Origin of the sequence: Bradyrhizobium sp. CCBAU 51627, assembly GCF_028128765.1 — a bacterium.
In the GTDB taxonomy this organism is placed as follows: domain Bacteria; phylum Pseudomonadota; class Alphaproteobacteria; order Rhizobiales; family Xanthobacteraceae; genus Bradyrhizobium.
In genome coordinates, this window is record NZ_LBJG01000088.1 from 186,545 (window position 1) to 199,304 (window position 12,760).

The following is a 12,760-nucleotide window of genomic DNA, read 5'->3' on the forward strand; positions in this document are numbered from 1 at the left end:
AATGCGTCGCCGGGCTTTACACGGCGAGGGCCAAGATCTGACGTCTAAGAGTGCGAGTGCCGCCTCATCGTTGAGCGGGCCATCCTGGTGACGACCGTGCCGGGCCGGTATCCGCTCGAGCGCGAAAGGTCCCTTGGTTATTGCGACGGCGCAGCCGTGGCCTTCGGCGGGGGAATTGCCGGTGAAGACCTCTTCGCGGCGGGCGTCGCCGGCAGGCATGATGGTTCGAGCTGTGTCCACGCCGACCGCAGGCCAGTGGCGTCGATGTCGAAGCTTGTCGTGTCTGCCGTTTCGTCGGGCTTCCGCGTCATCTCCCGGACATGCAGGAAACGGGAGGCCATGATCGCCCTGAACGTGCCGAAATCGAGGGACCCGCTCCACATTTCGTATTTGCCTGTTCGCGTCGGAAATCCTCCGGCTTCCTCATTGGGAGCGGCGTCCGCCGTCATCATGATGGTGCGTTTGCCGACCGCAGCTCCCTCGATCTCGGCCGCGAACATCAGCGGCACGCGGTTCTTGCTGTCGCAATACAGGCGCCATTCCATCATTCGGAACGACGGGCCGTTTTCGCTCTTCAGCGTTGCGAACTTGCTGACGTACGGCCGAGTTCCTTTCTCCAGCCGCCACATCGTCTCGGCAAGCGGGCGCGTGTCGATGCCGAACCGGTAGAGCTCGGCGCGTGTCAGCATGTGTAGGTTTTCGAATTTGACAGTCCGGATCAGATCATCAAGTTCGCGGCTGATCCCCATCGCTGCGATATACGCGGTGCGGTCGCGGTCGGCAGTTGCCGTGCGGCGCTGCCGGAGTTCGGCGATCAATCCCGGAGGTGGGTTGCCGTGAATTGCAAGCACGAGCCTGGAACTGTGGACCGCCAGCGCAGCGTCGGGGGCCACCTCGCGCGAGGTCGCGCCGAGAAACAGGTAACCGCAGGCCGAATTGCACATCGCGCGGTAGGTGGTGAGTTCGGCCTCGATCTCGCCGCCTGAGTTCTTCGTCATCAGGCACGCAGCGTCCACTTGCGCGTCGGCGGCACATGCCGCTGCAATCGTCCGGCCGACCCGCGCGACCGCCTTGCGGCCGCGCAGCAGCCGGCCGATGACATAGGACTGCTCCACGTTGCCGCCGGGCGAATGGAGGTAGATCGGACGCTGCATATCCCTGACGCCGGCGAGGAAGCGGCGAACGCGGGACGCCGCGTTCCCGTCGATCTCGCCCTCGATGGCGATCCAGCGGTCGCAGCCCGGGCCGCATGCGTCGGGTGCTCCCTTGGCCAGGTAAATCGTCAGCCTCGAGGCAAATCCGGCTTTCTCGACCGCCGACTGCTCGGCGCGCAATGCGGCAGGGATCGTCAGTGAGACCACGAGGAGCAAGATGCGGGCGAGCATGAAATGAGCAGACCGGAAGCCGATGCAGGACATGCGCTTACGTTTCAGAGCGACCTGAACAGTCCCAACTTTTAGCGGCAAGTTTGAGACGCCCGAGTTTACCGTACCGAGTGGTGGGGCGGTCATTTCCGTTGAGGCGCCCGCGAATGGTTCTCCGGCTTTTGCCGACAGGCTTCAGATGGGCGAGTCGCGACTTTCGACTATTATGCCGGCTCCAGCGCGCTGGGCGATCCCGGCGCACATGCGGCTCTGATCGGCGGCTTGCCGCTGGATATGCCCGCGCTGTGTCGCATCTTGCACTTTGCGCGCGTCAATCTCGCGCGTGACTTGGTCGGCTTGCCAGGAGCGAGACCTCACCGTGGGATACGTGGGGCGCGGTGCGCGAACCGTACCTTGAGCCGGACGCTTCAGTCTGTCGCTCTGTGATGGTTTGGCGCAGTGGGGCGAGGAGGGGCTGCCGAGATCGCGCCGTCGTTGCGCGCTCCACCCTGGCGATAGGGGTCGAGATCGGTACAGGTCGAGCGCAATCCGCGATGATAATGCGGGGTAGTTGTCCTGTTCATGCGTCCTGCGTCGTGGCGGCCCTGGCATCGGCGTGCATTGAGCGCGCGTAACGGGCGGGCGGCGTGCCCGCGTGACGGGCGAACGCGACGCTGAAGGCGCTCGCCGAACCATAACCCACCCGTTCGGCCACTTGATCGATGCCGAGGTCGCGCTCGCGCAGCAGCTGCTTGGCCAGCGCCATGCGCCAAGCCAGCAAATATTCCATTGGCGACAATCCCACGGTGCGACTGAATCTGGCAAAGAAAGCGGAGCGGGAGAGGGCGGCCTCTGTCGCTAGCTCAGCCACAGTCCAGGGATGCTCGGGTCGCGCATGCATCGCGCAGAGTGCTGCAGCGAGACGCTGATCGGCAAGCCCGCGAGAGAGTCCCGGCGCGGATGCTGTTTCTGCGCCGCACCGCAAAGCCTCGATCAGGAGTACCTCCAACAACCGCTCGAGTACGAGCTCTCGCGCCGGACGCCGCGCGCGGGTCTCGTCTCCAACGAGCTGCATCAGGGTGACTAGTCGGGGCTCGCCGCGTGCGAGCACCATCTGAGGCAACAAGGAAACGAGCAGGGCAGATTCCGGCGAGCCGAAAGTGCAGTGCCCGATACGCATGCGCAGATCTGCCGGTCCTTCCTGACGGCCGACGCGGAAATGGCCATCGCCGACCTCCGTCGGCACAGTGATGGATCGGCCAGTAGGCGGGTCCGGACTCTCATTGACGAGATCATGGACGGCGGGAACGAGCACAAAATCGCCGGCCTCGAGCGCGACGGGCGGTTGGCCGTCGACGATCATACGGCAACGTCCTTCCAGCACCGCGCAGTAGAATGGTTCGCCGGTGCTCCGTCGGTGAATTCGCCAAGAGCCGGCGCACTCCACAAACTTGGAAAAGCGCGCGGTTGGCTGGAGCAAGGTGACAATCTGGGCGAGCGGATCGATGGTCATGGTGAGGACACACTGGCAGGACTGATGCTAAAGAAACTGATACTCTGAATTATATCACGTCCCACGCGGCGCCTCTATCACCGGGCAGTTCTTGCTTCTGGAGGTGTCCATGCAGAGCGTGTTGATTACCGGTTGCTCGTCCGGCTTCGGCCTTGAGACCGCGAAACTGTTCCTCGATCGGGGCTGGGGGGTGGTGGCGACGATGCGTACCCCGCGCGAGGAGCTGCTGCCAGCTTCCGAGCGCCTGCGCGTGCTTCCACTCGATATCTCCGATCCCGGCAGCATCGCTCGCGCGGTCGCAGCGGCCGGATCGATCGATGTGCTCGTCAACAATGCCGGCTTCGGCGCACCGGTACCGATCGAGCTCACGACCGCTGCGACGGTACATGCGCTGTTCCAGACCAACACGATCGGCACGCTCGCCATGACCCAGGCAGTGCTGCCGCAATTTCGCAAGCGCCGGGCGGGCGTCATCATCAACGTCACATCGTCGGTCACGCTCAAGCCTCTGCCGCTGGTCGGCGTCTACCGGGCAAGCAAGGCGGCGGTGAATGCCTTCACCGAGTCATTGGCAGCGGAGGTGACGCCGTTCGGCCTGCGCGTTCATCTCGTTCTTCCGGGACGTTCGCCGGAGACGCGCTTCGGCGACAATGCGCGCCCGCATCTGCGTGGCCTTGACGATCCCGACTATGCGCCTCTGATCGAGCATTTTGTGGCGAGCGTTCGCAATAGCGCCGGTCCGGTGACCCGCGCACCTGATGTCGCCGCGGCGATCTGGCGCGCGGCCACCGATCCGTCGGCACCGCTGCATATCCCCGCAGGAGCCGACGCTGAAATTTGGATGGCGGAGGCGAACCGCTAACCGAGGTGGTCTCTGTGCCCGCGAGCACACGCCCTAATCGGCGGCGTGTCTCGCGCGGCGCGGAGCCATAGGTTTCCTTTGCGCAAAATACGGATTCACGACGCAACTCGCGGGGCGGCCGACGGCGAGAAATTTGCACTGCTCCAACGAGCCGTAGCGGCAGTCGAGATAGCCGACGGGGCCGTAGATCTGCATGCAGACCGGATAGTTCGGGTCGTAGGTCTGCGCGTGCGCAGACCCGCTCGCGAGCAGTGCACCGACCGCGGCCAGCGTCAGGCAGGTGCTGCGCATCTCAGCGCGGCCAGGAATAGGCTGGCGTCTGCGCGCGCAGACGATCTGGATAAGCGTAGGGATCATCGCTTTGACCTGCAAAATACGGATTGGCGCTGCAGGTCAGCGCGCGGCCCGACGAGCTCGCCTGGCATTGCGCATAGCCGTCGGACATGCAGTTGCTGAGAGCCGGCCATTCATCACCTGTGAGGCAGAACGCGTGATGAGTTCCGAAGCCGCGTGCCGATGTGCTTCCGCTCGACATGAACGCGAATGTGGCGAAGGTGAGCAAAAATGTGGCGACAATGGGGAGGGCGCGTGCGCGCATCTCTCTTCTCTGTTCACGCGAATGTGCGCGCGTCGTTGTTACGCGCCTCTGCAGTATAGATCATGCGATGGAGATTGGAATTCGGGAAAACTCTTGTTTCATAGGGCTTCCAGCGCGCGCCGCTAAACATCCATTAACGCAGCACGGCCCTTTAGCTTCGACTGTTGCGTCGAGGTTACAGCAATTCCGTCGATCGCTGCTAAGACGGCGCCACGGCCGGGGGCCTAACGACTAACGACGAAACTGGAACGGGAATCAAATGAACAAGAATTTGTTGCTTGCTGCCGTGAGCCTCGTCGCGATCAGCGCGACTGCGCCGGCGCTGGCTGCTGACCTCGCTGCGCGTCCTTACACCAAGGCGCCCGCGATGATCGCCACGGTCTATGACTGGAGTGGCTTCTACATCGGTATCAACGGCGGTGGCGCTTCGGCTCACACGACCTGGGATCAGCTCGCTCCGGCGGTCGGCGGCGAAGGCTCTCACAACGCAACCGGCGGCACGGTCGGCGGCCAGGTCGGCTATCGCTGGCAGTCGGCGCAGTGGGTGTTCGGCGTGGAAGGCCAGGGCAACTGGGCCGACTTCTCCGGCGACAACGTCAGCGGTCTCACCGGCTTCACCGATCGCTCCAAGATCGATTCGTTCGGTCTGATCACCGGTCAGGTCGGCTACGCCTGGAACAACGTCCTGCTCTACGTGAAGGGCGGTGCGGCTGTGGTTGGCACCAAGAACGAGCTCCGTGCGGCCGGCGTGACGTTTGCGTCGGTCAGCGACACCCGTTGGGGCGGCACCGTCGGTGCAGGCCTCGAGGTCGGCTTTGCTCCGAACTGGTCGGTCGGCGTCGAGTACAACCACATTTTCCTGTCGGACAAGGACGTCACCTTCGCGGGCTTCCAGACCGACCGCATCCGCCAGGACGTCGACATGGGCCTCGTCCGCCTGAACTACAAGTTCGGCGGCCCGATCGTCGCGCGTTACTGAGAATAGTCGCTCTGGACAGAGCGATCGTCGAAAGCCCCGGCCTTGTGCCGGGGCTTTTTTATTGAGTGAATTCAGCAAGTTAACCATTCCATTTTGATTCGGCTTGGAGTGCTTGACTCCATAGAACAAAGTGAGAACAATGTTCTTCATACGTTCTGGTGATGGAGCAAGCCATGTTCAGGATCTTCGTGGAAGAAGCCGCTGCACTGACGTCGATCGCGCTGTTCGTCGGGATGATTGCGATCTGGGCCCAGGTCATTCCGCAGCTCTAACCGATAGGACCCCAAGGCTCCTTGGGGAAAAGCAGGATGAGGCGGGGAAGCGGCCGCTCCGGCGTGGACTCTGGCGCGGCGAGTCCCCACCATTGTGAGGCGAGTCGGCTGGGCGAGAGAATGACGCTCCTGACGCCGGCGACCGCTCCAATTCATCTGCAAGAGGCCGTCACGCGACCATGCCGAGCGCCGGATTTGTCCATCTTCACGTTCACTCGGCCTATTCGCTGCTGAAGGGCTCCATCAAGATCGCCAAGCTCGCCGAGCTGGCGAAGAAGGATCACCAGCCGGCGCTGGCGCTGACCGACACCGACAATCTGTTCGGTGCACTCGAATTCTCCGACAAGATGGCGGGTTCCGGCATCCAGCCGATCGTCGGCTTGGAACTCGCAATCGATTTCGGCGACCAGGATCCCAACGCGCGCAATGCGCTTGCGCCCTCGCGCGTGGTGCTGCTGGCCGCGCAAGAGCGTGGCTATCGCAGCCTGATGCGGCTGAATTCGCGCGCCTTCCTCGAATCGCCCGACAGCCACGCGCCGTTCATCAAATTCGACTGGTTCGACGGTGAGACCGAAGGCCTGATCGCGCTGACCGGCGGCCCCGACGGTCCGATCTCGCTCGCGCTCGCGAGCGGACAGGCCGAGGTTGCGGCCGCGCGCTGCGAGCGTCTCGCCGGCCTGTTCGGCGACCGCCTCTATGTCGAGATACAGCGCCACAACATCGACAAGGAACGTCGCATCGAGAGCGGCCTGATCGATATCGCCTATGCGAAAGGCCTGCCGCTGGTGGCGACCAACGAGCCGTACTTCGCCGCCACCGACGATTACGAGGCGCATGACGCGCTGCTCTGCATCGCCGGCGGCCGGCTGATCGCGGAGACCGAGCGCGAGCAGCTCACGCCCGATCATCGCTTCAAGACCCGCGCCGAGATGGCGGTGCTGTTTGCCGACATTCCGGAGGCGCTGGCCTCGACCGTCGAGATCGCCGAGCGCTGCTCGTTCCGCCCCCTGACGCGCAAGCCGATCTTGCCGTTCTTCACGGTCGGTGCTGCCGGCAGCTCCGATGCAGCCGCAGTCGAGGCGGCCGAACTGAAGCGGCAGGCGGAGGAGGGGCTCGCCAATCGCCTGCGTGTGCATGGCCTGTCGCAGGGCACGAGCGAAGAGGATTACAACAAGCGCCTGGCGTTCGAGCTCGACGTCATCATGCGGATGAAATACGCCGGCTACTTCCTGATCGTGTCCGACTTCATCAAATGGGCGAAGAGCCAGGGCATTCCGGTCGGACCGGGCCGCGGCTCGGGCGCAGGTTCGCTGGTCGCCTGGGCGCTCACCATCACCGACCTCGACCCGATCAAGTTCGGCCTGCTGTTCGAGCGATTCCTCAATCCGGAACGCGTCTCGATGCCGGACTTCGACATCGACTTCTGTCAGGATCGCCGGGGCGAGGTGATCAGGTACGTCCAGGAGCGCTACGGCCGCGACCAGGTCGCGCAGATCATCACCTTCGGTACGTTGCAGGCGCGCGGCGTGCTGCGCGACGTCGGCCGCGTGCTGCAGATGCCCTACGGCCAGGTCGACAAGCTGACCAAGCTCGTGCCGCAGAATCCGGCCGCGCCGGTGACGCTGGCCGCGGCGATCGAGAGCGAGCCGAAGCTGCAGGCATTCCGCGACGAAGACCCGATTGTGGCGCGCGCCTTCGATATCGCGCAGCGCCTCGAAGGCCTGACGCGCCACGCCTCGACCCACGCGGCCGGCATCGTGATCGGCGATCGTCCCCTGAGCGAGCTCGTGCCGCTCTACCGCGATCCCAAATCCGACATGCCCGTGACCCAGTTCAACATGAAATGGGTCGAGCCGGCGGGCCTCGTCAAATTCGACTTCCTCGGCCTGAAGACACTGACCGTGCTCGACGTCGCGGTGAAGCTCCTGAAGCCGCGCGGCATCCATGTCGATCTCGCCACGCTGCCGATCGACGACGCCGAGAGCTACCAGATGCTGGCGCGCGGCGACGTGGTCGGCGTGTTCCAGGTTGAAAGCCAGGGCATGCGGCGCGCGCTGATCGACATGCGCCCCGACCGTTTCGAGGACATCATCGCGCTGGTCGCGCTGTATCGCCCGGGCCCGATGGCAAACATCCCGACCTATTGCGCGCGCAAACACGGCGACGAGGAGCCGGAATATCTGCATCCCGTGCTCGAGCCGATCCTGAAGGAGACCTTCGGCGTCATCATCTACCAGGAGCAGGTGATGCAGATCGCGCAGGTGATGTCGGGCTACTCGCTCGGCGACGCCGACCTGTTGCGTCGCGCCATGGGCAAGAAGATCCGCGCCGAGATGGACAAGCAGCGCGACATCTTCGTTGCGGGCGCGGTGAAGAATGGCGTTCCGAAGGGCCAGGCCGAGACCATCTTCGAATTGCTCGCCAAATTCGCTGACTACGGCTTCAACAAGAGCCACGCGGCGGCCTACGCGCTGGTATCCTATCACACCGCCTACATGAAGGCGCACTATCCGGTGGAGTTCATCGCGGCGTCGATGACGCTCGATCTCAACAACACCGACAAGCTCTCCGAATTCCGCTCCGAGGCGCAGCGTCTCGGCATCAAGGTCGAGCCGCCGAACATCAACCGCTCCGGGGCGACCTTCGAGGTCGGCGAGAAGACGATCTACTACGCGCTCGCTGCGCTGAAGGGCGTCGGCATCCAGGCGATCGAGCAGATCATCGAGGAGCGGACCAAAAACGGCCTGTTCACCTCGCTCGCCAATTTCGCCGCGCGGGTCAATCCACGCGCGATCAACAAGCGCATCATCGAGAGCCTGGCTGCTGCCGGCGCGTTCGACACGCTGGAGCCGAACCGCGCCCGCGTCTTTGCCGGTGCGGACTCGATCCTCGCCGCCTGCCAGCGCGCGCACGAGGCCGCCACCATCGGCCAGAACGACATGTTCGGCATGTCGGCGGACGCGCCGACCATCATGCTGCCGCAGATCGAGCCGTGGCTGCCGGCCGAAAAACTCCGCCGCGAATACGACGCCGTCGGCTTCTTCCTGTCGGGCCATCCGCTCGACGATTACGCCACCGTACTGAAGCGCCTGCGGGTGCAGTCGTGGGCGGAGTTCTCGCGTGCGGTGAAGACCGGCGCCACCGCCGGCAAGGTCGCCGCAACCGTGGTGTCGCGCATGGAGCGCCGCACCAAGACCGGCAACAAGATGGGCATCATGGGACTCTCCGATCCCACGGGGCATTTCGAGGCGGTGCTGTTCTCCGAAGGCCTCGCGCAATATCGCGATGTTCTGGAGCCGGGCGCCGCAGTGCTGTTGCAGCTGGGTGCGGAGCTGCAGGGCGAGGACGTCCGCGCCCGCGTGCTGCATGCCGAGCCGCTCGACGACGCCGCGGCCAAGACTCAGAAGGGCCTGCGCATCTTCGTGCGCGACACCAAGCCGCTGGACTCGATCGCCAAGCGCCTGGCCGGACCCGAGGCAGCCCCCTCGAACGGCGCCGCGCCAAAGATCGGCAGTCCCGGCCTCGCACCGCGCTCCAATGGCGACGGCGAGGTCTCGCTGGTGATGATGCTCGATCTCGAGACCGAGGTCGAGATGAAGCTGCCTGGCCGTTTCAAGGTCTCGCCGCAGATCGCCGGCGCCATCAAGGCGGTCGCAGGCGTGGTGGACGTGCAGCAGCTCTGACATTGCCTGCACCGGCGCAAACCAAGGCTTAACTATTCAACTCCTGTGCGGTTTCGAAGTCGCTCGCGCGCAGCTATGAGTTGCTTGCTCGATCATCTCGTTCGGCGGGAAGCCAGGAAGACTCACAACCATGTGCGACAAATGCTCTGACAATTCGCATCAATCCGTTGCTCCCTCTCGGCGCTCCATGATGCTGTTTGCCTCCGCTGCGCTGGCAGCGACTGCTTTTGGCGGAACCGCATCTGCCAAGCAGGCGAAGGCTCCGCCGAAGCCGCAGAACGTGCTGTCGCCCGACGCGGCGCTGAAGCGGCTGATGGAAGGCAATGCGCGCTACGTGGCCGGCGTGTCGCGCCGCCACGACTTTGCGCACGAGCGCGAGGCCTTGGTCGGTGGTCAGAATCCGTATGCGGCGGTGTTGAGCTGTGCCGATTCGCGCATCGCGCCCGAATATGCCTTCGACAGCGCCCGCGGAGATCTCTTCGTATGCCGCGTCGCCGGAAATTTCGCCGGGGATGAGACCGTTGCCAGCATGGAATACACCGTCTCCGCCCTCGGCACTCCCTTGATCCTGGTGCTCGGCCATGACAGCTGCGGTGCCGTGGATGCCACCATCAAGTCGCTGAAAGACGACAAGCCGCTGCCGGGACACATTCCCACGCTGGTCTCCGCGATCGCGCCGGCAGTGAAGGCGGTTGCCCAGCAGAGCGGGGACGCGCTCGAGAACGCCATCCGCCAGAACGTCATCGATAACGTCGCCAAGCTGAAATCGTCCACCCCGATCCTCAGCGCAGCGGTCGAGCAGGGCAAGCTGAAGGTGGTCGGCGGCATCTATCGGCTGCGCACCGGGACCGTCGAGTTGCTCACCCAGGGCTGAACGTCTTTCCGGAGCACCAGGGCCGGGCGGTCGCGCCACTGATTGTCAGAGGCGGGCAGCAAGGTCGATGCCCCGCATTGATTTCCTCGCCCTGGACGAGACCGCCGCGCAGACGGCGGTCTCGAGCTCAGACTGGCTCGGCCAATCGACAGGGACGTGCCCATGTCCCATGACATCGTTGCGGCGAAGCTGACGTGGAGCTGACGCGAGGCGCCGGGCCCGGGCGGTCGCCATGCCGCCGCCTCAATCCCAGCCTTTCGTTCAAGTGCCGTTCAGCCGGCCGCGCGTCTCATGCGTGTTGGTACATCAACGACAATAACGGGCGAGCAAGCCATGCGCGGGACACACAAGGCCATCATCTGCTTCTTTCTGCCGATCTTCCTCGTTGTGGGCGCGCTCGGCCCGGCGCGCGCACAGCAGCAGGAAAAGCGCATTGCGCTCGTGGTCGGCAATGGCGCCTATGCCAAGTCGCCGCTGGCGACCACGGCTAACGATGCCGGCCTGATCGCGCAGACGCTGCAGGCGGCCGGCTTCGACGTGGTCGGCGCGCGCGATCTCGACGGCGACACGCTGCGCAAGAGCCTGCGCGACTTCATCCAGAAGGCGCAGGCCTCGGGCCCCGGCACCGTCGCGATGATCTATCTCGCGGGCTATGGCGTGCAGCTCGCCGGCGAGAACTATTTCATCCCGGTCGATTCCAACATTGCGCGCGACACCGACATTCCGACCGAGGCGCTGCGCATCAGCGACTATGCCCGCCAGCTCGCGGCCATTCCGCTCAAGGCCAACATCATCGTGCTCGACGCCGCACGGGCGCAACCCTTCATCGAGGGCGGTCAGCAGCCGATCGCGAGCGGGCTCGCGCTGGTCGAGCCCGATCCGAACATGCTGATCGCGTTCAACGCCGCGCCGGGCACGGTGGCGCCCGAAGAGCCGGGGCCGTACGGCATTTACGCCCAGTCGCTGGCCGAGATGATCCGCACCGGCGGACTGTCGCTGCCAGAGGTGTTCGACCGTGTCCGCCTGCGCGTCAATGAGAATTCCAAGGGCGCGCAGGTGCCCTGGGACGACCAGAAGATCTCCGCGCAATTCAGCTTCTTCGATCGCGCCCCCGATGCGCCGCCGCCTCCGCCGCAGGCGGCGCCCGACCAGGTCGCCGCGATCCGCAACAAGCCGATCCGCGATCTCGGTGTGCAGGACGCCTATGCGGCCGCGCTCGAGCGCGACACGCTGCCGGCCTATGAAGAGTTCCTCGCCGCCTATCCCGGCGATCCGCTGGCCAAGCGCGTGATGGCGATCGTGGCGGCGCGCCGCGAAGCGATCACCTGGCGGCGGACCTATCGCGCCGATACACCGGACGCCTATTGGTCGTATCTGCGGCGCTATCCGCACGGGCCGCATGCGGGAGATGCAAGGCGCCGGCTCGCGATCCTGACCGCGCCGCTCGAGCCGCCGCCGACCTTCGCGATGATGGACTATGACATACCGCCACCGCCGCCGGAGGAGATCGTCTATGTTGATCGTCCGGTGCTGTACTTCAGCGATCCCGTGTTTGACTTCGTGCCGCCGCCGCCGCCGCCGGTCTATTTCTGCCCGCCGCCGCCGCCGGATTTCGTGGTGCTGCCGCCGCCGTTTCCTGTGGTCGGCCTGTTCGTGCTGCCGCAGCCGGTGTTCGTGCCGATCCCGGCCTTCTACAATCCGCCGGTCTATGTCGCGCCGCCGCCGAACAACATCATTGTGAACAACATCCATAATACCACGGTCATCAACACCGTGATCAACCAGGCGCCGCCGCCGCCACCGGCCGGAAATACGGCGGCTGCCGCTGCCGTTGCCGCGAACGGGACAGCGCGTCCGAGCGCAATGACACAGGTACCGACGGCCGTGAAGCAGCAGGCGCAGCAGATCCAGGCCAATCCGAGTCAGCCACTCAAGCCGAGCCAGGCAGCACTCGTCAGCAACCCTACGGCAAAGCCGGCGGCAATGAAGGTGATGTCGGTCCACGCGACGCCGACCACGACCGCTCCGTCCGCGGCCCCCCCACCGCCGCCACCAGGCCATGCGTTGCCGGTGCCGGGCACCAAGAACACGCCGCCTGCGCCAGCCGGTGCAGCCGGTCCGCCGCCGACCGCGCCGAACCGGGGGGCGCCGACGGCGACGGCACCTGCGAATGGCCAGCCGCAGCCACATCCCAACACGGCAACAGCGCCTGCCACCACGACCGCTCCGGCGAATGCCGCGACGGTCCCGACGACCAAGCCGCCGGTGGCGCAAACGCCGCCGGCGGGCGGGGCGGATCCGCATGCGAAATCGCTGGCGCATCAGCCTGCCGTCACGACGCCGACCACGACCCCCGCGAGCAAGCCGGGCGTGACTACGACGACTGTGACCAATGGAAAGCCGACGCAGCCTTCGCCGCCGGTCACCACGCGGGAGCCGATCAAGCCGCAGGGCCAGCGGCCTGCAACACCAACCCCCGCGCAGGTCACAAGGCCGCCCCCGCCGCCGCCGCACCCGCAGGCGGTCGCAAGGCCGACGCCTCCGCCTCCTCCGCGCGTGGCGCCGCCTCCGCCGCGGGTAGCGCCCCCACCGCCGCGGATGGCCGCGCCGCCCCC

9 protein-coding genes are annotated in these 12,760 nt (G+C 65.3%); 5 read left to right on the forward strand and 4 right to left on the reverse strand.

What is annotated here, in order from left to right:
- Positions 1-137 precede the first annotated feature (137 nt).
- Both XH88_RS33250 and XH88_RS33255 read right to left on the reverse strand, forming a co-directional pair.
- Complete coding sequence (locus XH88_RS33250; protein ID WP_271672422.1) at positions 138-1,385, reverse strand: hypothetical protein; 1,248 nt, start codon at positions 1,383-1,385, stop codon at positions 138-140.
- A gap of 559 nt (positions 1,386-1,944) precedes the next feature.
- A complete protein-coding gene (locus XH88_RS33255; RefSeq protein WP_271672423.1) occupies positions 1,945-2,877 on the reverse strand; it encodes an AraC family transcriptional regulator in 933 nt (310 codons plus the stop codon).
- Between the two features lie 109 nt (positions 2,878-2,986).
- On the opposite strand from XH88_RS33255, the gene XH88_RS33260 reads away from it, so the two are divergent.
- A complete protein-coding gene (locus XH88_RS33260; RefSeq protein ID WP_271672424.1) occupies positions 2,987-3,739 on the forward strand; it encodes an SDR family oxidoreductase in 753 nt (250 codons plus the stop codon).
- 33 nt (positions 3,740-3,772) lie between these two features.
- Here the strand turns inward: XH88_RS33260 and XH88_RS33265 are convergent, their stop codons facing one another.
- Positions 3,773-4,030 (reverse strand): DUF3551 domain-containing protein, encoded by a 258-nt coding sequence (locus XH88_RS33265; RefSeq protein WP_271672425.1) that lies wholly within the window; start codon positions 4,028-4,030, stop codon positions 3,773-3,775.
- A gap of 1 nt (position 4,031) precedes the next feature.
- The gene (locus tag XH88_RS33270; protein WP_271672426.1) at positions 4,032-4,337 is read right to left on the reverse strand and encodes a DUF3551 domain-containing protein; all 306 of its coding nucleotides are present in this window, start codon (positions 4,335-4,337) and stop codon (positions 4,032-4,034) included.
- Between the two features lie 259 nt (positions 4,338-4,596).
- On the opposite strand from XH88_RS33270, the gene XH88_RS33275 reads away from it, so the two are divergent.
- The 4 genes from XH88_RS33275 to XH88_RS33290 form a co-directional block, all read left to right on the forward strand.
- Entirely contained in the window at positions 4,597-5,316 is a 720-nt protein-coding gene (locus tag XH88_RS33275; RefSeq protein ID WP_271672427.1) for an outer membrane protein, read from the forward strand.
- Positions 5,317-5,767: 451 nt separating this feature from the next.
- The gene (dnaE, locus tag XH88_RS33280; RefSeq protein WP_271672428.1) at positions 5,768-9,271 is read left to right on the forward strand and encodes a DNA polymerase III subunit alpha; all 3,504 of its coding nucleotides are present in this window, start codon (positions 5,768-5,770) and stop codon (positions 9,269-9,271) included.
- Between the two features lie 130 nt (positions 9,272-9,401).
- Positions 9,402-10,145, forward strand: a complete 744-nt coding sequence (locus tag XH88_RS33285; RefSeq protein WP_271672429.1) for a carbonic anhydrase — start codon at positions 9,402-9,404, stop codon at positions 10,143-10,145.
- Positions 10,146-10,478: 333 nt separating this feature from the next.
- Positions 10,479-12,760: caspase family protein (locus tag XH88_RS33290; protein WP_271672430.1), on the forward strand; the 2,282-nt coding region annotated here is incomplete at its 3' end.